The sequence below is a fragment of the Conyzicola lurida genome, assembly GCF_014204935.1.
Classification (GTDB): Bacteria; Actinomycetota; Actinomycetes; order Actinomycetales; family Microbacteriaceae; genus Conyzicola; species Conyzicola lurida.
Map to the genome: position 1 here is coordinate 1,533,841 of NZ_JACHMJ010000001.1, position 20,039 is coordinate 1,553,879.

The window sequence follows — 20,039 nt, forward strand, 5'->3', positions numbered from 1 at the left end:
CGTTGGTTCCTGGTTCTGACTAGAGGCGGTCGGCGACGTACGAGGTCACGTCGACGAGGCGGTTGGAGTAGCCCCACTCGTTGTCGTACCACGAGGCGACCTTGACCTGGTTGCCGATGACCTTGGTCAGGCCGGCGTCGAAGATCGAGGAGTGCGGGTCGCCCTGGATGTCGCTGGAGACGATCGGGTCCTCCGTGTAGCTGAGGATGCCCTTGAGGGGGCCCTCGGCCGCTGCCTTGTAGGCGGCGTTGACTTCGGCGACCGTGACGGGGCGCGAGGCCTCGATGGTGAGGTCGGTGATCGATCCGGTGATCACGGGAACGCGGAGTGCGTAGCCGTCGAGCTTGCCGACGAGCTCGGGGATGACGAGGCCGAGGGCCTTGGCCGCACCGGTCGAGGTCGGGATGATGTTCGCGGCGGCGGCACGTGCGCGGCGGAGGTCGCTGTGCGGGCCGTCCTGCAGGTTCTGGTCGGCGGTGTAGGCGTGGACCGTGGTCATGAGGCCACGCTCGATGCCGAAGTTGTCCATGAAGACCTTGGCGAGGGGCGCGAGGCAGTTCGTGGTGCACGACGCGTTGGAGATGATGTCGTGGATCGCTGCGTCGTAGGTGCCCTCGTTCACGCCGAGAACCAGAGTGGCGACGTCGTCGCCGGTCGCGGGAGCGGAGACGATGACCTTCTTGGCGCCGGCGGTGATGTGCTTGCGCGCGTCCTCCGACTTGGTGAAGCGTCCGGTCGACTCGATGACGACCTCGACACCGAGCTCGCCCCAGGGCAGCAGCTCGGGGTTGCGCTCGGCGAGGACCTTGATCGGCTTGCCGTCGACGAAGATGGTGTCGCCCTCGACGGTGACGGTGGCGTCGAGACGGCCTCCGACGGTGTCGTACTTGAGGAGGTGAGCGAGGGCCGCGGGGTTGTCGAGGTCGTTGACCGCGACGATTTCGAGGTCGCTTCCCTTGGCGAGTGCCGCGCGAAGGAAGTTACGGCCGATTCGGCCGAATCCGTTGATTCCGATTTTGACGCTCAATTGAACTCCATATTTTCAGGCGCCGGATGACGCACAGGTGGTGGATTACTGCGGTAAAAGGGGCGGAACCGTTGTGCGGTTCCGCCCCCGCGAAGTCTCTGGTTTAGGAGAGGAGGAACAGGCCCGGGGTCTGCGCGCGGGCGGCGTCGAAACGAGCCTGTGCGTTCTCCCAGTTGGCGATGTTCCAGAACGCCTTGACGTAGTCGGCGCGCACGTTCTTGTAGTCGAGGTAGTAGGCGTGCTCCCAGACGTCGAGCATCAGGATCGGCACGATGCCCGCGGGGAGGTTGCCCTGCTGGTCGAAGAACTGGACGATGATGAGGCGTTCGCCGAAGGTGTCCCACGCGAGGACGGACCAGCCGGAGCCCTGCACGCCGAGTGCGGTGGCGGTGAAGTGCGCGGTGAACTTGTCGAACGAACCGAAGTTGTCGTCGATGGCGGACGCGAGGTCGCCGGTGGGCTTGTCGCCACCGTTCGGCGAGAGGTTCGTCCAGAAGATCGAGTGGTTGATGTGGCCACCGAGGTTGAAGGCGAGGTCCTTCTCGAGCTTGTTGACATTGGCGAGGTTGCCGGAGTCGCGCGCTTCTGCGAGCTGCGCGATGGCGGTGTTGGCACCGGTGACGTAGGTCTGGTGGTGCTTGCTGTGGTGCAGCTCCATGATGGCGCCGCTGATGCTGGGCTCGAGGGCCGCGTAGTCGTACGGGAGTTCGGGAAGGGTGTAATCAGCCAAAATATTCTCCTAGCGAATAGGCCACGAACAGAGCGTTCGCTGGGGCCGGGGTAACGAATCCAGTGTACTCCCGACAACCATCCAGTCCCGGTGCGGGAACGGATCCAGTCGAGAAACACACAGGTTTCAGGTCGATTCAGGACTCAGGTCCCGATCGTTCAGACATCGTCCATGTCGGGCGGGAGGTTCGCGTCGGTGCCGGGGATGTCCAGGTCGCTCGCGCGCTTGTCGGCCATGGCGAGGAGGCGGCGGATGCGGCCCGCGACGGCGTCCTTCGTCATGGGCGGGTCGGCGTGGTGGCCGAGCTCGTCGAGGCTCGAGTCACGGAATCGCAGTCGCAGCTCCCCCGCGTACCGCAGGTGCTTCGGCGTGGTGTCGTCGAGGATCTCGAGCGCGCGCTCCACCCGGGCGCAGGCGGCGACGGCGGCCTGCGCGCTGCGGCGGAGGTTGGCGTCGTCGAAGTTGACGAGACGGTTCGCGGTGGCGCGCACCTCGCGGCGCTGGCGAAGCTGCTCCCAGGCCTCGACGCTCGCGGTCGCCCCCATGTGCACGAGCATGGTGCCGATCGCTTCGCCGTCGCGGATGACGACGCGGTGCACGCCGCGCACCTCGCGGCTCTTCGCGGCGACGCCGAGACGGCCCGCAGCGCCGACGAGCGCCATCGCCGCCTCGTTGCCGGGGCAGGTGATCTCGAGTGCGGCCGAGCGGCCGGGGTCGGTGAGCGATCCTGCGGCGAGGAACGCCCCGCGCCAGATGGCGGCGACCTCCTCGCGCGAGCCGGTGGTGAGCTTGTTCGGGAGTCCGCGGATGGGACGGCGGCGCGCGTCGAGCAGGCCGGTCTGGCGGGCGAGGGTCTCGCCGCCCTCGACGACGCGGACGACGTACTGGTTGGTGCGGCGCGTGCCGGACGCGGGGATGACCGCGGCTTCGCTGCGGACGCCGTAGAGCTCGGCGAGGTCCTTGCGGACGCGGCGTGCCACGTGCGGCGAGTCGAGCTCCGACTCGACCGCGATGCGGTTGGAGATCATGTGCAGCCCGCCCGAGAACCGCAGGATGGTCGCGAGTTCTGCAGCGCGCACCGTGGTCTTGCTGACCTCGAGCCGCGCGAGTTCGTCTTTGACGTCGGCCGTTAATGCCACTGATTACTCTCTTTTCTCGTTGGAGAATGCTGGGGCGACTGGCGCGCTACTCGCGGCCGAGGTCGCGGTGCTTCACGCTGACGGCAACGCCAGGCAGGCCGCGTAGCAACGTCGCAAGTTCTTCAGCGACGGCCACCGATCGGTGTTTGCCCCCTGTGCATCCAACTGCGATCGTAGCGTGTCTCTTGTTCTCACGCTGATAGCCGGCCAGCACCGGAGCGAGGGCTGCGGCGTAGGAATCGACGAATTCGCGGGCGCCCTCCTGCCCCAGCACGAACTCGCTGACCTCGGCGTCGAGACCGGTGTGGGGCCGCAACTCGGGGATCCAGAACGGGTTCGGAATGAAGCGCGCGTCGGCGACCAGGTCGGCGTCGGCGGGCAGTCCGTACTTGAAACCGAAACTCAGGATGGTGACCTGCGCGCCGGGCGTTTCGGCCTTCGCGAACTTCTCCTGGATGCTCGTCGCCAGCTGGTGGATGTTGAGTTCCGACGTATCGACGACGATGTCGCTGCCGGACCGGAGTTCTTCCATCAGCTTGCGTTCCGCGGTGATGCCGTCGAGCAGTGTGCCGTCGTCTTGCAGAGGGTGCGGTCGCCGCACCTGCTCGAAACGCCGCACCAGAGCGGCATCCGTCGCATCGAGGAAAAGCACGCGCACCTGGGCGTTCTCGCGCAGCGTCTCGACCGCTTCCTGCACGTCGGCGAACAGCTTGCCGCCGCGCACGTCGACGATCGCGGCGATGCGCGGCAGGGCGTTGCCCGCGTGCTGTGCGAGTTCGACCAGTGGGCGCAGCATCTGCGGCGGCAGGTTGTCGACGACGTACCAGCCGAGGTCCTCCAGCGCGTTGCCGACGGTGGAACGGCCGGCGCCGGACATCCCGGTCACGATGAGCAGCTCTTGGGCGTCGCTCGTGGTGGTCATCGGTATCGAACCTTCGTCTGGATAGGCCTATGTGTTCGCATTAGTTATCAAGGATAGCGACAGCGCGCCTCACGGGTTACGCAGACCGTCGACGATCTGCTGCGCGAGCGACGGTCCGATGCCCTTGACCTCGGTGATGGCGGCGGCGTCGGCGGCGCGCAGGCGCGTGACGGAGCCGAAATGCTTGAGCAGTTCGCTGACGCGTGCCGGGCCGAGGCCGGGGATGTCGGCGAGCTTCGACGTGATGTCCGACTTGCGCTTCTGGCGCTGGAACGTGATGGCGAACCGGTGCGCCTCGTCGCGGATGCGCTGGAACAGGAAGAGCGCGTCGCTGTTACGCGGCAGGATCACGGGGTAGTCGGAGTCGGGCAGCCAGATCTCTTCCAGTCGCTTGGCGATGCCGCAGAGCTGGATGCCGGTGACGCCCGAGTCGTCGAGGGCACGCTGGGCGGCCGCGACCTGGGGCTGCCCGCCGTCGACGATCAACAGGTTGGGGCGGTAGGCGAAGCGCTTGCGCTCGACCGTGACGTCGTCTCCCCCGACGACCACCGTGGCGTCGGTCGACAGCGCGATGGCGGCCTCGGCGGCGGCGCCGGCGTCGGGTTCGTCCTCGAGGTGCGCGAGGCGGCGCATGAGCGTCTGGTAGATCGACTCGGTGTCGTCGGTGGAGTCGGCGATCGAGAAGCGGCGGTACTGGTCTTTGCGGGGCAGGCCGTCTTCGAAGACCACCATCGAGGCGACGATGTTGGTGCCGCTGAGGTGGGAGACGTCGTAGCACTCCATGCGGAGCGGCGCGTCGGTCATACCGAGGGCCTCTTGGATGTCGGCGAGGGCCTGTGACCGGGCGACGAAGTCACCGCTGCGGCGGGTCTTGTAGAGCATCAGGGCGTTGCGGGCGTTGGTCGACACCGTGAGCGCGAGTGCGGCCTTGTCGCCGCGCTGGGCGACGCGCAACGCGACCTTGCCGGGCGTGGTGCGGATGTCGGTGAGGAACATCTCGAGCTCGGCGGTGTCGTCGGGCAGCGCCGGAACGTAGATGTCGCGGGGCGGCTCCTGGTCGCCGTACGCGTTCTGCAGCACCGTGTCCACGAGCTCGGGCAGTTCGAGGTCGAGCTCTTTGTCGACGACCCAGCCGCGCACACCGCGGATACGGCCGCCGCGCACGATGAACTGCTGCACAGCAGCGGCGAGTTCGTCGTGGGCGATGCCGAAGATGTCGGCGTCGACCTCGTCGCTGAGCACGACGCTGCTCTTCGACAGGGCGTTCTCGAGCGCGGAGAGCTGGTCGCGGTAGCGGGCCGCGGACTCGTAGTCCATCTCCTGCGACGAGGCCATCATCTTCTTCGAGATCTCGGCCGTGTAGCGGGTGTCGTTTCCGCCCATAAACGAGGCGAAGTCGAGCGCGATCGACTTGTGGTCTTCCTTGCTGATGCGGCCCACGCAGGGTGCGGCGCACTTGCCGATGTCGCCGAGGAGGCACGGGCGGCCGGTCTGCTCCGCGCGCTTGTAGGTCGCGTCGGAACACGAGCGCATCGGGAACGCCTTGAGCATCAGGTCGACAGTCTCGCGGATCGCCCACACCTTCGTGTACGGGCCGAAATACCGGGCGCCCTTAAGGTTCTTGTTGCGTGTGACGAGCACACGCGGCACCGGTTCGCCGAGGGTGATCGCGAGGTACGGGTACGACTTGTCGTCCCGGAACTTCACGTTGAACGGCGGGTCGAACTCCTTGATCCAGGTGTACTCGAGCTGCAGCGCCTCGAACTCGCTGCCGACGACCGTCCACTCGACGCTCGACGCGGAGAGCACCATGCGCCGGGTGCGCTCGTGCAGGCTGCGCAGCGGCTGGAAGTAGTTCGCCAGCCGCGCGCGCAGACTGTTGGCCTTGCCGACGTAGAGCACGCGCCCGCCGTCGTCACGGAAGCGGTAGACGCCGGGAGCGGTAGGGATCTCCCCCGCTTTCGGGCGCCAACTGACGGTTTCACTCATGGGCCGACTCGCACCGCCTAGGCGCGCACGCCCTCCAGCATCTCCCTGAGGAAGAAGCCGGTGTGGCTGCCCTCGATCTTGGCGAGCTGCTCGGGCGTGCCGGTGGAGAGCACCTGGCCGCCGCCCGCGCCACCCTCGGGACCGATGTCGATGATGTGGTCGGCACTCTTGATGACGTCGAGGTTGTGCTCGATGACCAGCACGGTGTTGCCCTTGTCGACGAGGCTGTTCAGCACGAGCAGGAGCTTACGGACGTCTTCGAAGTGCAGACCGGTGGTCGGCTCGTCGAGCACGTAGATGCTGCGCCCGTTGGAGCGCTTCTGCAGCTCGGTGGCCAGCTTGACGCGCTGGGCTTCGCCGCCCGAGAGCGTCGTGGCGCTCTGGCCGAGTCGCACGTAGCCGAGTCCGACCTCGACGAGCGTCTTCAGGAAGCGGTGGATCGCGCCGATCGCCTCGAAGAAGTCGGCCGCCTCGCTGATCGGCATGTCGAGCACCTCGGCGATGTTCTTGCCCTTGTAGCGCACCGCGAGGGTCTCGCGGTTGTACCGGGCGCCGTGGCAGACCTCGCACGCGACGTACACGTCGGGGAGGAAGTTCATCTCGATCTTGATCGTTCCGTCGCCGGAGCAGTTCTCGCAGCGGCCGCCCTTGACGTTGAAGCTGAACCGTCCGGGGAGGTAGCCGCGCGCCTTGGCGTCCTGTGTCTCGGCGAACAGGTTACGGATCTTGTCGAACACGCCGGTGTAGGTGGCGGGGTTCGAGCGCGGGGTGCGGCCGATCGGGTTCTGGTCGACGTGCACCACCTTGTCGAGGTGCTCGAGGCCGGTGACGCGTGTGTGCTTTCCGGGGATCTGGCGGGCGCCGTTGAGCTCGTTGGCGAGCACCTTGTAGAGGATGTCGTTGACGAGGCTCGACTTGCCCGAGCCGCTCACGCCGGTGACCGCGGTGAAGACGCCGAGCGGGAAGTCGACGGTGACGTTGCGGAGGTTGTTCGCCTTGGCGCCCTCGACCCGCACCTGGCGCTTCTTGTCGACCTTGCGACGCTTCTTCGGCGTCGCGATCGAGCGCCGGCCGGCGAGGTAGTCGCCCGTCACGGAGTCGGTGTTGTCGAGCAGCTCTTCGTAGCTTCCCGAGTGCACCACGACGCCGCCGTGCTCGCCGGCGCCCGGTCCGATGTCGACGACCCAGTCGGCGGTGCGGATGGTGTCTTCGTCGTGCTCGACGACGATGAGCGTGTTGCCGAGGTTCTTCAGCTTGACGAGCGTCTCGATCAGACGACGGTTGTCCCGCTGGTGTAGGCCGATGGAGGGCTCGTCGAGCACGTAGAGCACGCCGGTGAGGCCCGATCCGATCTGGGTCGCGAGCCGGATGCGCTGCGCCTCGCCGCCCGAGAGCGTCGCCGCGGCGCGGGAGAGGTTGAGGTAGTTGAGGCCGACCTCGATGAGGAACTCGAGGCGCACCCGGATCTCGCGCAACACCTGCGCGGCGATCTTCGCGTCGCGATCGCTCAGCACCACGGTGTTCATAAACGCGTACGAGTCGGCGAGGCTGAGCTCGCAGACGTCGGAGATGTTCTGGCCGTCGACCGTGACCGCGAGCACCTCCGGCTTGAGACGCTTGCCGTCGCAGACGGGGCACGGGATCTCGCGCAGGTAGTTCGCGAAGCGCTGGCGCTGCACGTCGGTCTCCGCCTCGAGGAACTTGCGCTCGATGTAGGGCATAACGCCCTCGAAGCCGGTCGAGTACTTCATCTCGCGGCCGAAGCGGTTCTTCCACTTGACGGTGACCTCGAAGTTGTTGCCCTTGAGGATCGCGTCCTGCACCTCTTTCGACAGCTCGCCCCACGGGGTGTCGAGCGAGAAATCGAGGTCGAGCGAGAGGCCGAGCAGCAGCTTCTCGAAGTAGTTGAAGAGTCCCTTGCCGGACTGCGCCCAGGGCAGGATGACGCCGTCGGCGAGGCTGACCGTGGGATCGGCGATGAGCAGGTCGGCGTCGACCGACATGCGCGTGCCGAGGCCCGAGCACTCGGGGCAGGCACCGAACGGAGCGTTGAACGAGAAGGTTCGCGGCTCGATCTCGGTGAGTTGGAGCGGGTGGTTATTCGGGCAGGACAGCTTCTCGGAGAAGGTGCGGGTGGCGTCTGGCCCGGTCTCGTCGACGAGGTTGATCGTCACGAGGCCGTCGGTGAGGCGCAGCGCGGTCTCGAGCGAGTCGGTGAGGCGGGTGAGCGCGTCGTCGGAGGCGACGAGGCGGTCGACCACGACGGAGATGTCGTGCTTGACCTGCTTCTTAAGGGTGGGCGGGTCGCTGAGCTGGATGACGTCGCCGTCGACCACCGCACGGGAGTAGCCGGCGGCCGCGAGTTCGCGGAAGGTGTCGACGAATTCGCCCTTCTTCTGCGACACGATGGGGCTGAGCACCTGGTAGCGCGTACCGGTCTCGAGCTCCATCAGCTGGTCGGCGATCTGCTGCACGGTCTGGCGCTGGATCTTCTCGCCGCAGACGGGGCAGTGCGGAACACCGATGCGCGCCCAGAGCAGGCGCATGTAGTCGTAGATCTCGGTGATCGTGCCCACTGTCGAGCGCGGGTTGCGGTTGGTCGACTTCTGGTCGATCGACACGGCGGGGCTGAGGCCCTCGATGAAGTCGACGTCGGGGCGGTCGACCTGGCCGAGGAACTGGCGGGCGTAGGCCGACAGCGACTCGACGTAGCGGCGCTGGCCCTCGGCGAAGATCGTGTCGAACGCGAGGCTCGACTTACCCGACCCCGAGAGGCCGGTGAAGACGACCAGGGAATCACGGGGGATTTCCAGATCGACGTTCTTGAGATTGTGGACCCTGGCACCGCGCACGCTCAGCGTGGGCACACCAGTTACGGGAGAAATCGACACTCTAGCCATTCTATTCGAGCTGGAAAATGTGGGTGGTACTCGGGAGGGTCGTGCTACGAGAGGTGGCCCGCGGCTTCCATCTGCCGCAGTTCCTTCTTCAGATCGGACACCTCGTCGCGCAGCCGGCCGGCGAGCTCGAACTTGAGTTCTCCGGCTGCGAGCAACATCTGGTCGTTGAGGTCGCGGATGATCGCCTCGAGCTCGTTCGCCCCCGCCGCGGCCTTGCCGTGCTGGCGTAGGTTCGGCGTGGGCGACTTCTTGCGGCCGTCGCCGCGGCCGGAGAGCAGCGCCGCGGTGTCGGCGTTCTCGCGCTCGAGCGCGTCGGTGATGTCGGCGATCTTCTTGCGCAGCGGCTGCGGATCGACGCCCTTTTCGAGGTTGTAGGCGATCTGCTTCTCACGGCGGCGGTCGGTCTCCTCGATCGCGCGCTTCATCGAGTCGGTGAGCACGTCGGCGTACATGTGTACCTCGCCCGAGACGTTGCGCGCCGCGCGACCGATCGTCTGGATGAGCGACGTCGACGACCGGAGGAAGCCCTCTTTGTCGGCGTCGAGGATCGCGACGAGCGACACCTCGGGAAGGTCGAGGCCCTCACGCAGCAGGTTGATGCCGACCAGCACGTCGTAGACGCCCTGGCGCAGTTCGGTGAGCAGCTCGACGCGGCGCAGGGTGTCGACGTCGGAGTGCAGGTAACGCACGCGCACGCCCGCCTCGCCGAGGAACTCGGTGAGCTCCTCGGACATCTTCTTGGTGAGGGTCGTCACCAGCACGCGCTCGTTGCGCTCGACGCGCACCTTGATCTGCTCGAGCAGGTCGTCGATCTGGCCCTTGGTCGGCTTGATGACGATCTGCGGGTCGAGAAGGCCGGTCGGGCGGATGATCTGCTCGACGACGGAGTCGGTGATGCCCAGCTCGTACTTGCCGGGGGTCGCCGACAGGTAGACGCGCTGGCCGACCCGGTCGAGGAACTCGGGCCACTTGAGCGGGCGGTTGTCGAGCGCGCTCGGCAGGCGGAACCCGTGCTCGACGAGCGTGCGCTTGCGGCTGGCGTCACCCTCGTACATCGCGCCGATCTGCGGAACGGTGACGTGCGACTCGTCGATGACGACGAGGAAGTCGTCGGGGAAGTAGTCGATGAGGCAGTGCGGCGCTTCGCCGGGCATGCGTCCGTCGATGTGCGCCGAGTAGTTCTCGATGCCGTTGCAGAAGCCGATCTGCTCCATCATCTCGAGGTCGAAGGTGGTGCGCATGCGCAGACGCTGTGCCTCGAGCAGCTTGCCCTGCTTCTCCAGCTCGGCGAGCCGCATGGCCAGCTCTTCTTTGATCGTGCCGATGGCGCGGTGCATAACGTCGGTACCGGCCACGTAGTGCGATCCGGGGAACACCGAAACGGCGTCGAGCTTCTTGACGATGTCGCCGGTGAGCGGGTGGAGCGAGTAGAGCGCCTCGATCTCGTCACCGAACATCTCGATGCGGATCGCGAGTTCTTCGTACATCGGGATGATCTCGATGGTGTCGCCGCGCACGCGGAAGTTGCCTCGGGAGAAATCGACGTCGTTGCGCTGGTACTGCATCGACACGAACTTGCGGATGAGAGTCTCGCGCGGGATCTGCTGGCCCACCTGCAGGGCGACCATCGCCTCGAGGTAGCCCTCGGGCGTGCCGAGGCCGTAGATGCAGGACACGGTCGACACCACGACCACGTCGCGTCGGCTGAGCAGCGAGTTGGTGGTCGAGTGGCGCAGACGCTCGACCTCGGCGTTGATCGACGAGTCCTTCTCGATGAAGGTGTCGGTCTGCGGCACGTAGGCCTCTGGCTGGTAGTAGTCGTAGTACGAGACGAAGTACTCGACGGCATTGTTGGGCATCAGCTCGCGGAACTCGTTGGCGAGCTGGGCCGCGAGGGTCTTGTTGTGCGCGAGTACGAGGGTGGGCCGCTGGACCTGCTCGATGAGCCAGGCCGTCGTCGCGGATTTGCCGGTACCGGTCGCACCGAGCAGCACGACGTCGGTCTCGCCGGCGTTCACACGGCCCGCGAGCTCCCGGATCGCGGTGGGCTGATCGCCGCTCGGGACGTACTCGCTGACAACCTCAAAGGGGCGGACGGCGCGCGTGGGTTCCATTCCACCAGCTTAGGCTCGGCCACCGACATTGCGCTGGACGGTGCCCCGCACCCGCTCGTACAGGGCGTCGGCCTGGTCGAGCGTCTGCTGCAGGGTGCCGTTGCTGTCGATCACGACATCGGCCATCGCGAGCCGTTCGGCATCGCTGGCCTGCGAGTTGATGCGGTGGCCGGCTTCCTCGGGAGTCAGTCCCCTGATCGAGACCAGCCGGTCGAGCCGGGTGGCGGATGACGCGTCCACCACCACCACGAGGTCGAAGGTGATCGGGCGGTCGGCGGCGGCCTCGGCGAGCAGCGGCACGTCGTAGACGACGACCGCGTCCGGGTCTGCGCGCTCGGCGGCCTCGAACAGCTCGCGTGCCCGCCGCCACACCGCGGGGTGCGTGATCGCGTTGAGGGCGAGCCGCTCCCCCGGGTCGGAGAAGATCACGGCGCCGAGGGCCGCTCGGTCGAGAGCTCCGTCGGGCGCGATGACCGCGGGGCCGAACCGTTCTGCGATGGCCGCGAGCCCCGGCGTTCCCGGCTCGACGACCTCGCGCGCCAGTTTGTCGGCATCCACCACCACCGCTCCGAGCTCGCCGAGACGACTGGCCACCGCGGATTTTCCGGACGCGATTCCCCCGGTGAGACCGATCAGATACATGCCCGCAATGCTAGCCTCGCAAGCGGGAGGAATAGGAATGCTCGAGATTCTCACGGGAACGGGACTGGCCGCCGCCGCCGGTCTCAACGCCTACATTCCGCTCCTGTTGCTCGGGCTCGGCGCCCGCTTCCTCGATGTCATCACCCTGCCCGCCGGGTGGGTCTGGCTCGAGAACGAGTGGGTCCTCGGCATTCTCGGGGTGCTGCTCGTCATCGAATTCTTCGCCGATAAGATCCCCGCCGTCGACTCGGTCAACGACGTCATCCAGACGGTCGTGCGGCCGGCGTCGGGCGGCATCGTCTTCGGCAGCGGCTCCGCGAGCGAAACGGCTGCGGTGACCGACCCCGCCGCGTTCTTCGAGTCGAACCAGTGGGTACCGATCGTCACCGGCGTCGTCGTAGCGCTGCTCGTACACGGGGCGAAGACCGCCGTTCGACCGGCACTCAACGTGGCGACCTTCGGCCTCGCCGCGCCCGTCGCGAGCTTCTTCGAGGACGTCAGCAGCGTGTTCCTATCGCTGTTCGCGCTCGTCATCCCGGTGCTCGTCGTCGTGGCGATCGTGGGGCTGGTGGTGCTGTTCGTCGTTCTGATGCGGCGGTACCGGCGGTCGCGGGCGGGCGTCGCTTAACGACGGACGGCCGCCACCCGCGCTGAGCGCGAGTGACGGCCGTCCGTTACTCCGGTGGACTAGGAGTTGTTGCTCAGCTTCTCGCGAAGAGCCGCGAGCGACTCGTCGTCCGCGAGCGTGCCGGCCGAAGCCGAGTCGCTCGAGAAGGTCGACGCGCCCGAGGGGACGTCGCTCGAGGAGGTGTTGTTCTCCTCGAGGGCTGCGGCTGCAACCTGCTTCTTGTGAGACTCCCAACGAGCCTGGGCTGCAGCGTACTGCTGCTCCCATGCCTCGCGAGCGGACTCGAAGCCTTCCTTCCACTCCTGGGTCTCCGGGTCGAATCCGTCCGGGTACTTGTAGTTGCCGGCTTCGTCGTACTCGGTGAGCATTCCGTAGAGTGCGGGGTCGAACTCGGTGCCCTCGGGGTCGACGCCCTCGTTCGCCTGCTTCAGCGAGAGGCTGATGCGGCGACGCTCGAGGTCGATGTCGATGACCTTGACGAACACCTCGTCGCCGACCGAGACAACCTGCTCGGCGAGTTCGACGTGCTTGCCCGAGAGCTCGGAGATGTGGACGAGGCCCTCGATGCCCTCTGCGACGCGGACGAACGCGCCGAAGGGAACGAGCTTCGTGACCTTACCCGGTGCAACCTGTCCGATTGCGTGGGTGCGGGCGAATACCTGCCACGGGTCTTCCTGCGTGGCCTTGAGCGACAGCGACACGCGCTCGCGCTCGAGGTCGACCTCGAGGATCTCGACGGTGACTTCCTGGCCAACCTCGACGACCTCGGAGGCGTGCTCGATGTGCTTCCACGACAGCTCGGACACGTGGACGAGACCGTCCACGCCGCCGAGGTCGACGAACGCACCGAAGTTGACGATCGACGAGACGACACCCTTGCGGACCTGGCCCTTGGCGAGGTTCGCAAGGAACGTGGTGCGGCTTTCGCTCTGCGTCTGCTCGAGCAGGGCGCGGCGCGACAGCACGACGTTGTTGCGGTTCTTGTCGAGCTCGAGGATCTTGGCCTCGATCTCCTGGCCCAGGTACGGGGTCAGGTCGCGAACGCGGCGAAGCTCGATGAGCGAGGCGGGAAGGAAGCCACGGAGACCGATGTCCACGATGAGGCCACCCTTGACGACCTCGATAACGGAACCGGTGACGATGCCGTCCTCGTCCTTGATCTTCTCGACGTCGCCCCATGCACGCTCGTACTGAGCGCGCTTCTTCGACAGGATGAGGCGGCCTTCTTTGTCTTCCTTCTGGAGGACGAGGGCCTCGACGGTGTCGCCGACCTGGACGACCTCGCTCGGGTCGACATCGTGCTTGATGGAGAGTTCGCGGGAGGGGATTACACCCTCGGTCTTGTAACCGACGTCGAGGAGGACCTCGTCACGATCGATCTTGACGACGGTACCTTCGATGAGGTCTCCGTCGTTGAAAAACTTCAGCGTCTTTTCGACCGCTGCAAGGAAGTCTTCTGCGGATCCGATGTCATTGATCGCGACCTGCTTGGGTGCCTTGGCGGGCGTTACGAGTGTCATGTAGTTAGTGCTCCAGTAAGGGCATAAATTAGGCCGTCGGCGAGGGTGATGCGGTTATTTCGCCGAAGGCAGGCGGATAGGTGTCACGAATGTGACATTCCAGCATAGCTAATTCCGCGGAGTGATGCGCAACTACGCGCGGAGAGCCGCTTTCAGCGTGTCGAGGCCGACTCCGCCGATGTCGAGGGCGCGCTTGTGGAACGCCTTGATGTCGAACGCGGCACCCTCGCGCGCGGCCGCTTCGTCGCGTAGCTGCTCCCAGATGCGCTGGCCGACCTTGTACGACGGCGCCTGTCCGGGCCACCCGAGGTAGCGGTTCACCTCGAAGCGCACGAACTCGGGGCTCATGTTGACGTTGCGGCCGAGGAAGCCGAACGCGTACTCCCCCGTCCACGGCCCGGACCCGTCGGGCAGCGGCTTCTCGAGGTGCACGCCGATGTCGAGCACGACGCGGGCGGCGCGCATGCGCTGCCCGTCGAGCATGCCGAGGCGGTCGGCGGGGTCGTCGAGGTAGCCGAGCTGCTCCATCAGGCGCTCGGCGTAGAGCGCCCAGCCCTCGGCGTGGCCGCTGGTGCCCGCGTTGCGGCGCCAGGTGTTGAGCGTCGCCTTGTTGTACACGGCCTGACCGATCTGCAGGTGATGGCCGGGGACCCCCTCGTGGTAGACCGTGGTCAACTCGCGCCAGGTGTCGAACTCGGTGACGCCCTCGGGCACGCTCCACCACATCTGGCCGGGACGGGAGAAGTCGTCGGTGGGGTTGGTGTAGTAGATGCCGCCCTCCTGGGTGGGGGCGATCATGCACTCGAGCCGCTTCACCAGATCGGGGATGTCGAACTGGGTGCGCGACAGTTCTTCGACCGCGCGGTCGCTCGTCTCCTGCATCCAACGCTGTAGCGCGTCGGTGCCGTGCAGCTTGCGGGCCGGGTCGCCGTCGAGGAACGCGATCGCCTCGAGCACGGACGCCCCGGGCTTGATCTCTTTCGCGATGGCTTCCTGCTCGGCCGTCATGCGCGCGAGCTCCTCGATACCCCACTCGTAGGTCTCGTCGAGGTCGACGGTCGCGCCGAGGAACCCGCGCGAGGCGAGGGCGTACAGCTCGCGGCCCACCGCGTCTTTCTGCTGGGCGCGCGGCGCGAGCTCGTCGTTCAGAAAGTCGACGAGCGAACCGTATGCGTCCGCGGAGGCGCGGGCTCCGTCATCCAGCTCGCTCTTCAGGCTTGTCGGGAGTTCGTCGTCGCCGGCCCGTGCGTTCTTCGCCAGTTCGAAGAAGAATCCGGATGTCGCGAGCTGCTTCTTCGCTTGGGCGACGACCTCCACGACCTGGCGGATCGCGGGCGTGTTGCCGGCGCCGATGCCGGACCGGAGCGACTCGATGTAGCCGGCCATGGCTTCGGGCAGGTTTCTCAGCCGGGTGGCGACGTGCGACCAGTCGTCGACGGTGTCGGTGGGCATGAGGTCGAAGATGTCGCGCAGTTCTTGCGCGGGACTCGCGATGACGTTGAGGTCACGCTGGTCGAAGCCGGCCTCGTGCTTGTCGATGGTGAGCTGGAGTTCGCGGGCGAGGTCCATCTTGGTGACCTCGTCGACGGCGTCGACCGGCGTGGCGGCCGTGATCTGCGCGAGCGCGGCCCTCGTGTGAACGATGGCGTTCTCGGCTCCGGCGGGCGAGTAGTCGGCGTACTCGCCCTCGCGTCCGGGACGCCCGAGGTAGACGCCGAGCTCGGGGTAGAGCTCGAGCTGGGTGTCGACCCAGGTCTCCGCGATCTGGTCGACGGTCGTGGGGGTGCGTGGTGTCGCGTCGGTCATCGCTGGCTATTCCTTGTCGAGGTCGGTCTCGAGCACGGCGGCGAGGGCGGCGATCGCCTCGTCGGCTCCGTCTCCCTCGGCGGCCAGGGTCACGACCTCGCCGTGGCCGATGCCCAGGGAGAGCACGCCGAGAATACTCGCGGCGTTGACCGAGCGGCCAGCGGCCGACGTGAGGGTGACCGTGGTGCCGGTCGCGGCGGCGGCCTGGGCGAACAGCGATGCGGGGCGGGCGTGCAGTCCGACGCTCGAGGCGACGGTGACGGTGCGTTCTGGCATGTTCTGCTCCTCGTGTTCAGGGTGGTGGATCGGTCTGCTCAGCGGGCGGGGCCGCCGGCGAGGATGGCGGCGATCTCCGCGGGGGTGGTCGCGGTGCGCAGGGCGGCCGCGGAGTCGGCGTCGAGCAGCACGCTCGCGAGCCGCGAGAGCAGGCCGATGTGTCCCCTGCCCTTGGCGGCGAGGCCGATGACGATGTCGACGCTCTCGCCGTTCCAGTCGACCGGTTCGGCGAGCTGCAGAAGCACGAGGGCGTTGCGCGTCACGGTGCCCTTCGACGCGAGGGTGCCGTGCGGAACCGCGATGCCCTCCCCCACGTAGGTCGACACCGTGCCCTCCCGCTCGAGCATGGCGGCGGTGTACTCGGGACCGACGGCGCCCGCGGCGACGAGCGCGTCGCCCGCCTGGCGGATCGCGTCGTCGCGGTCGGCGGCGCTCGCGCCGAAGCGGATCGAGTCGGCCGGGAGGAGGTCGGACAGGGACGGGGTGTCGGTGGTGGCCATGGTGATCAGTGCGCCGCGGCGTCCCAGTTGGCGCCCGTGCCTACCTGCACCTCGAGCGGCACCCGCAGTTCGGCGGCCCCGCCCATGCGGGCACGGACGATCGCGGTGAGGGTCTCGAGTTCGTCGTCGGCCACCTCGAAGACCAGTTCGTCGTGGACCTGCAGGAGGAGGCGCGACCCGAGTTGCTGGTCGCGCAGGTCGGCTGCGACATCCAGCATCGCGATTTTCAGGATGTCGGCGGCCGAGCCCTGGATCGGCGCATTGAGCGCTGCACGCTCGGCGTTCTCGCGCAGCACCCGGTTGGACGAGTTGAGGTCGCCGAACGGGCGTCGGCGGCCGAAGATCGTCTCGGTGTAGCCGTCGACTTTGGCCTGCTCGACGACATTGCGCAGGTAGTCGCGCACGGCGCCGAAGCGGTCGAAGTAGTCGGTCATCAGCTTGCGGGCCTCGCTGGACTCGATGCGCAGCTGCTTCGAGAGTCCGAACGCGCTCAGACCGTAGGCGAGCCCATACGACATGGCCTTCACCTTGGTGCGCATGAGCGGCGTGACGTCGGCGGGCTCGACGCCGAAGACGCTGGAGCCGACGAACCGGTGGAGGTCTTCGCCCTCGTTGAACGCGGTGATGAGGCCCTCGTCGCCCGACAGATGGGCCATGATGCGCATCTCGATCTGCGAGTAGTCGGCGGTGAGCAGGGTGGTGAAGTTCTCGCCCTTTTCGAACGCCGAACGGATTTCGCGGCCGACGGAGGTCTTCACGGGGATGTTCTGCAGGTTTGGGTCGTTCGACGAGATGCGGCCCGTGCTGGTGCCGGTCTGGTCGTACGTGGTGTGCACGCGGCCGTTCGCGTCGACGGCCTTCTCGAGCGTCTCGACGATCTGCTTGAGCTTGGTGGCGTCGCGGTGCTTGAGCAGCAGGTCGAGGAAGGGGTGCGGTGCCTGTTCCTGCAGGTCGGTGAGGCTCGCGGCATCCGTGGAGAAGCCGGTCTTGTTGGCCCGGGTCTTGGGCATGCCGAGTTCTTCGAACAGCACCTGCTGCAGCTGCTTGGGCGAGCCGAGGTTGACCTCGCGGCCGATCTCCGCGTAGGCGCGGGTGGCGAGGTCGGCGCTCACGTTGGTGAGTTCGCCCGAGAGCTTCGTGAGGATCTGCTGGCTGACCGTGATGCCGTCGAGTTCCATCGTGGCGAGCACGGGCACGAGGGGAAGTTCGATCTCGTCGAGCACCTTGCGGTCGGTCTGGGCGAGCTTCTCGGCCAGGTACTCGGTGACGCGGAGCACGTACCAGGCCTCGGTCGCGATGCTCACTGCGTCGGTGTCGGGCACGAGCTGGTTGGGGTCGGCCTGCGGGAGGCGTTCGCCGAGGAAGTCGTAGACCTGGCTGGCGAGGTCGTCGGCCTTGCCGGCGGGCTTGAGCAGCCAGGCCGCCAGGCTCGTGTCGAAGGCGATGCCGGCGAGATCGAGGCCCGAGCGGCGCAGGGCCTTGAGCTGCTGCTTCGACCCCTGCAGGTACTTGGGCGCGTCGCTGGCCAGCCAGTTCTCGAGGGCGACGTAGTCGGGGCGGTCGGTCTCCCACGGCACGTAGGCGCTGTCGGTGGCCGAGGCGATCCCGAGGCCGGTGACCCTGCCGACGAAGGTCTCGACGCGCAGGCCGAGGGCGATCGTGCCGTGCGCCGACTGGGTGTCGAGCCACTTGGCGAGCTCCTCGTCGACCATGGTGCGCACGGGCGGGATGCCCGTCTCTTCGACCTCGGCGGTGGGAACGGACGAACCGTCGGATTCGCTCAGCTGGCCGTCTTCGCCGGCGAGCTTGATGACGCGCTCGAGCAGGGTCTTGAACTGCAGCTTGTCGAAGACGGCGCGCACGGCGGCCTCGTCGATCGGCTGGCGCTCGAGGTCGGCCGGGCCGAACGGCAGGTCGACGTCGGTCAGCAGGTGGTTGAGCTTGCGGTTGCGGATGGCGCGGTCTTTTTGTTCGCGCAGCTTCTCTCCCACGACGCCCTTGATCTCGTCGGCGTGCTCGAGCACCCCGGCGAGGCTGCCGTACTGCACGATCCACTTGACGGCGGTCTTCTCGCCCACCTTGTCGATGCCGATCAGGTTGTCGCTGGTCTCGCCGACCAGGGCGGCGATGTCGGGGTACTGGTGGGGTTCGATGCCGTACCGCTCGAACACCGTGTCGCGGTCGTAGCGCTTGAGCTCGGAGACGCCGCGGGCATTCGGATAGAGCAGCGTGACGTCGTCGCCGATCATCTGGATAGCGTCGCGGTCGCCGGACACCACGTAGACGTGGAAGCCCTGCTCGGCACCCTCTTTGGCGAGCGTCGCCAGGATGTCGTCGGCTTCGTAGTCTTCCTTCGAGACGGTGGGGATGCCCATGGCCTTGAGCGCCTCTTCGAGCAGCGGGATCTGCCCGATGAACTCGACCGGGGTCTCGCCGCGGGTGCCCTTGTATTCGGGGTACTCGCGGGTGCGGAAGGAGAAGCGGGAGATGTCGAACGCGACGGCGAGGTGGGTGGGCTTCTCGGCCTTGAGCAGGTTGATCAGCATCGCGATGAACCCGTGGATCGCGTTGGTGTGCTGCCCCTCCCGGTTCATAAAGCTGTCGACCGGCAGTGCATAGAAGGCGCGGAACGCCAGAGAATGACCGTCGATTATGAGGAGGGTAGGCTTTTCGTTGTCCGACACGGAAGCCAGCCTAGCCGCGCGCACCGACACGTCGAAGCCCACAGGAAGAGCGCCATGACCACGTTTCCCGAAGATCTCGACCCGACTCTCGTCGAACGACTGGTCAGCTCCGGGGGTGGAGCGCTCGCGAAAAAGATGGGAATCGAGTTTCTCGAACTCTCCGCGTCGCACTCGGTGGCCACGATGCCCGTCGAGGGCAACACCCAGGTCGTCGGGCTGCTGCACGGCGGCGCGCACGTCGTGCTCGCCGAGTCGCTCGGCTCGGTCTCGTCGGCGATCCACGCCGGTCCCGGACGCTACGCCGTCGGCATCGAGATCAACGCCTCGCACAGCCGCTCGGTGACCTCCGGCATCGTGACGGCCACCTGCACGGCGCTGTCGCTCGGCCGCACCCTGGCCACGCACGAGATCGTGATCCGCGACGAGGCGGGAACACGGCTGTCGACCGTGCGCATGACGAACATGCTGCTCGAGCAGCGCTGAGCGCTGCCCCTGTAAACGTCGAAGGGCCCGCCACCGGAGTGACGGGCCCTTGGACGTCGACTGCTACTTCTTGGCGCTCAGCTGCTCGATGATCGCCTGGGCGACGTCGTGCATGGTGAGGCGGCGGTCCATGGAGGCCTTCTGGATCCAGCGGAACGCCTCGGGCTCGGTGAGGCCCATCTTCTCGTTGAGCAGGCCCTTGGCGCGGTCGACGAGCTTGCGGGTCTCGAAGCGCTCGACCAGGTCGGCGACCTCGGCCTCGAGGGTGATGATCTGGGTGTAGCGGCTCAGCGCGATCTCGATCGCGGGCAGCAGGTCGTTCGGTGTGAAGGGCTTCACCACGTAGGCGAGAGCGCCGGCCTCGGACGCGCGCTCGACCAGTTCCTTCTGGCTGAACGCCGTGAGCAGCACGACGGGCGCGATGTGGTTCTTGGTCAGACGCTCGGCGGCGGAGATTCCGTCCAGCTGGGGCATCTTCACGTCCATGATGACGAGGTCGGGGCGTAGCTCGGTCGCCAGGGCGACAGCGGTCTCGCCGTCGCCAGCCTCGCCGACAACTTCGAAGCCGTTGTCGCGGAGGATTTCGACGATGTCCATACGGATCAGGGATTCGTCTTCTGCCACCACTACTCGGCGCGGAGCGGATGGGGTCAATTCTTGGTCAGTCACAATAGTGAGC

The 20,039-nt window shown here is 66.9% G+C and carries 16 protein-coding genes; 2 read left to right on the top strand and 14 right to left on the bottom strand.

What is annotated here, in order from left to right; genetic code table 11:
- Positions 1-19: 19 nt before the first annotated feature.
- The 8 genes from gap to coaE form a co-directional block, all read right to left on the bottom strand.
- On the bottom strand, positions 20-1,027 hold the full coding sequence (gene gap / locus HD599_RS07425; protein ID WP_184235406.1) for a type I glyceraldehyde-3-phosphate dehydrogenase: 1,008 nt from the start codon (positions 1,025-1,027) through the stop codon (positions 20-22).
- A gap of 103 nt (positions 1,028-1,130) precedes the next feature.
- Complete coding sequence (locus tag HD599_RS07430; protein ID WP_184235409.1) at positions 1,131-1,757, bottom strand: superoxide dismutase; 627 nt, start codon at positions 1,755-1,757, stop codon at positions 1,131-1,133.
- Between the two features lie 158 nt (positions 1,758-1,915).
- Positions 1,916-2,896: a DNA-binding protein WhiA gene (gene whiA, locus HD599_RS07435; protein WP_184235412.1), complete on the bottom strand. Its 981-nt coding sequence runs from the start codon at positions 2,894-2,896 to the stop codon at positions 1,916-1,918.
- A 46-nt stretch (positions 2,897-2,942) separates the two neighbouring features.
- Positions 2,943-3,818, bottom strand: coding sequence for an RNase adapter RapZ (gene rapZ, locus HD599_RS07440; RefSeq protein ID WP_184235416.1), 876 nt, complete (start codon positions 3,816-3,818; stop codon positions 2,943-2,945).
- A 69-nt stretch (positions 3,819-3,887) separates the two neighbouring features.
- Entirely contained in the window at positions 3,888-5,807 is a 1,920-nt protein-coding gene (gene uvrC / locus HD599_RS07445; protein WP_184235419.1) for an excinuclease ABC subunit UvrC, read from the bottom strand.
- A gap of 17 nt (positions 5,808-5,824) precedes the next feature.
- Positions 5,825-8,707, bottom strand: coding sequence for an excinuclease ABC subunit UvrA (gene uvrA, locus HD599_RS07450; protein WP_184235422.1), 2,883 nt, complete (start codon positions 8,705-8,707; stop codon positions 5,825-5,827).
- Between the two features lie 44 nt (positions 8,708-8,751).
- A complete protein-coding gene (uvrB, locus tag HD599_RS07455) occupies positions 8,752-10,821 on the bottom strand; it encodes an excinuclease ABC subunit UvrB (protein ID WP_184235425.1) in 2,070 nt (689 codons plus the stop codon).
- A gap of 9 nt (positions 10,822-10,830) precedes the next feature.
- A complete protein-coding gene (gene coaE / locus HD599_RS07460; protein ID WP_184235428.1) occupies positions 10,831-11,463 on the bottom strand; it encodes a dephospho-CoA kinase in 633 nt (210 codons plus the stop codon).
- 37 nt (positions 11,464-11,500) lie between these two features.
- Between coaE and HD599_RS07465 the strand changes: the two genes are divergently transcribed.
- Positions 11,501-12,091 (top strand): DUF4126 domain-containing protein, encoded by a 591-nt coding sequence (locus tag HD599_RS07465; protein WP_184235431.1) that lies wholly within the window; start codon positions 11,501-11,503, stop codon positions 12,089-12,091.
- Between the two features lie 59 nt (positions 12,092-12,150).
- Here HD599_RS07465 and rpsA read toward each other — a convergent pair whose 3' ends face one another.
- The 5 genes from rpsA to polA all read right to left on the bottom strand — a co-directional run bounded on the left by rpsA (position 12,151) and on the right by polA (position 18,877).
- Positions 12,151-13,611 (bottom strand): 30S ribosomal protein S1, encoded by a 1,461-nt coding sequence (gene rpsA / locus HD599_RS07470; RefSeq protein ID WP_184235433.1) that lies wholly within the window; start codon positions 13,609-13,611, stop codon positions 12,151-12,153.
- Between the two features lie 132 nt (positions 13,612-13,743).
- Positions 13,744-15,417, bottom strand: coding sequence for a DUF885 domain-containing protein (locus HD599_RS07475; protein WP_184235436.1), 1,674 nt, complete (start codon positions 15,415-15,417; stop codon positions 13,744-13,746).
- A 6-nt stretch (positions 15,418-15,423) separates the two neighbouring features.
- Positions 15,424-15,693, bottom strand: coding sequence for an HPr family phosphocarrier protein (locus HD599_RS07480; RefSeq protein WP_184235438.1), 270 nt, complete (start codon positions 15,691-15,693; stop codon positions 15,424-15,426).
- 38 nt (positions 15,694-15,731) lie between these two features.
- Complete coding sequence (locus HD599_RS07485; RefSeq protein WP_184235441.1) at positions 15,732-16,193, bottom strand: PTS mannitol transporter subunit IIA; 462 nt, start codon at positions 16,191-16,193, stop codon at positions 15,732-15,734.
- 5 nt (positions 16,194-16,198) lie between these two features.
- Positions 16,199-18,877 (bottom strand): DNA polymerase I, encoded by a 2,679-nt coding sequence (polA, locus tag HD599_RS07490; protein ID WP_184235444.1) that lies wholly within the window; start codon positions 18,875-18,877, stop codon positions 16,199-16,201.
- Positions 18,878-18,931: 54 nt separating this feature from the next.
- Between polA and HD599_RS07495 the strand changes: the two genes are divergently transcribed.
- Positions 18,932-19,360: a PaaI family thioesterase gene (locus HD599_RS07495; protein ID WP_184235447.1), complete on the top strand. Its 429-nt coding sequence runs from the start codon at positions 18,932-18,934 to the stop codon at positions 19,358-19,360.
- Between the two features lie 63 nt (positions 19,361-19,423).
- Here the strand turns inward: HD599_RS07495 and HD599_RS07500 are convergent, their stop codons facing one another.
- Positions 19,424-20,029, bottom strand: a complete 606-nt coding sequence (locus HD599_RS07500; RefSeq protein WP_184235450.1) for a response regulator — start codon at positions 20,027-20,029, stop codon at positions 19,424-19,426.
- Between the last annotated feature and the right edge of the window lie 10 nt (positions 20,030-20,039).

Excerpts from the sequence above, each read along its gene's own strand:
- rapZ (WP_184235416.1), bottom strand. The coding sequence starts at position 3,818 with ATGACCACCACGAGCGACGCCCAAGAGCTGCTCATCGTGACCGGGATG.
- uvrC (WP_184235419.1), bottom strand. The coding sequence starts at position 5,807 with ATGAGTGAAACCGTCAGTTGGCGCCCGAAAGCGGGGGAGATCCCTACC.
- uvrA (WP_184235422.1), bottom strand. The coding sequence starts at position 8,707 with ATGGCTAGAGTGTCGATTTCTCCCGTAACTGGTGTGCCCACGCTGAGC.
- uvrB (WP_184235425.1), bottom strand. The coding sequence starts at position 10,821 with ATGGAACCCACGCGCGCCGTCCGCCCCTTTGAGGTTGTCAGCGAGTAC.
- coaE (WP_184235428.1), bottom strand. The coding sequence starts at position 11,463 with ATGTATCTGATCGGTCTCACCGGGGGAATCGCGTCCGGAAAATCCGCG.
- HD599_RS07465 (WP_184235431.1), top strand. The coding sequence starts at position 11,501 with ATGCTCGAGATTCTCACGGGAACGGGACTGGCCGCCGCCGCCGGTCTC.
- rpsA (WP_184235433.1), bottom strand. The coding sequence starts at position 13,611 with ATGACACTCGTAACGCCCGCCAAGGCACCCAAGCAGGTCGCGATCAAT.
- HD599_RS07475 (WP_184235436.1), bottom strand. The coding sequence starts at position 15,417 with ATGACCGACGCGACACCACGCACCCCCACGACCGTCGACCAGATCGCG.
- HD599_RS07480 (WP_184235438.1), bottom strand. The coding sequence starts at position 15,693 with ATGCCAGAACGCACCGTCACCGTCGCCTCGAGCGTCGGACTGCACGCC.
- HD599_RS07485 (WP_184235441.1), bottom strand. The coding sequence starts at position 16,193 with ATGGCCACCACCGACACCCCGTCCCTGTCCGACCTCCTCCCGGCCGAC.
- HD599_RS07495 (WP_184235447.1), top strand. The coding sequence starts at position 18,932 with ATGACCACGTTTCCCGAAGATCTCGACCCGACTCTCGTCGAACGACTG.